Here is an 875-nt window from a genome sequence, read left to right as displayed (position 1 = left end):
GGTCTGATCCTCGTCGCGCCCGATACCTCGCCGCGCGGCGAAGGGGTGGCCGACGATCCGGCCGGTGCGTGGGACTTCGGGCTGGGTGCTGCCTTCTACGTCGATGCGACGGAGGCGCCGTTCGCTGCGAACTACCGCATGTGGTCCTACGTCACCGAAGAATTGCCGACGATCGTTGCCGCACATTTTCCGGCGGACATGGCGCAGCAGGCAATCATGGGACATTCGATGGGCGGGCACGGTGCGCTGACGATTGCGCTCAATTTGCCCGACCGCTTTCGCTCGGTCTCTGCCTTCGCTCCGATCGTCGCGCCGATGCAGGTCCCGTGGGGACAGAAGGCGTTCAGCGGCTATCTAGGTGAGGACCAAGCGGCATGGGCACGGCACGATGCAGTCGAGCTCATCGAAGGCGGCGCCCGCGTTCCCGGTCTCCTCGTTGATCAGGGCGGGGCGGATGCGTTCCTAGCCGACCAGCTCAAACCCGAACTGCTGCGCCAGGCATGCGCGGCCGCGGGAATACCTCTGATCTTACGGCTGCATCCGGGTTATGATCACAGCTATTATTTCATTTCCAGCTTCATGGCCGATCATCTCGACTGGCATGCTGAACGGTTGGCTCAGTCGGCGCAGCTATCGCCGCGCAGCAGTTAGTCAGCAATCTCGCCGGGCTGCCACAAGCCGGCAGCGCTTTGCGATATGTGTCCTTGGTTCAGTCGGCCGTGCCGATGTGCCTTTCTGCGCTCGCGACCATCTTTCCTGAAAGGTAGCTACTTAGCACGGGCAGAGTGTACGGGCACTCGGCCTTTTTCAACAGCCACGACCGGTTTTGATACTAAAAATTAGAATCAGCCACCCGATCGACGGCGAACCCAGTC

1 protein-coding gene is annotated in these 875 nt (G+C 61.6%); it reads left to right on the top strand.

Annotation, left to right across the window (positions count from 1 at the left end; translation table 11 throughout):
- On the top strand, positions 1-651 hold a 651-nt coding region (gene fghA / locus AACY08_RS27530), incomplete at its 5' end, for an S-formylglutathione hydrolase (RefSeq protein WP_339472265.1).
- Positions 652-875 lie beyond the last annotated feature (224 nt).

The organism is Pseudomonas sp. EL_65y_Pfl1_R83 (assembly GCF_963970695.1).
GTDB classification, from domain to species: domain Bacteria; phylum Pseudomonadota; class Gammaproteobacteria; order Pseudomonadales; family Pseudomonadaceae; genus Aquipseudomonas; species Aquipseudomonas tritici.
Note: the sequence above shows the minus strand (reverse complement) of the source record. Positions and strands in the feature narration are given on the sequence as shown.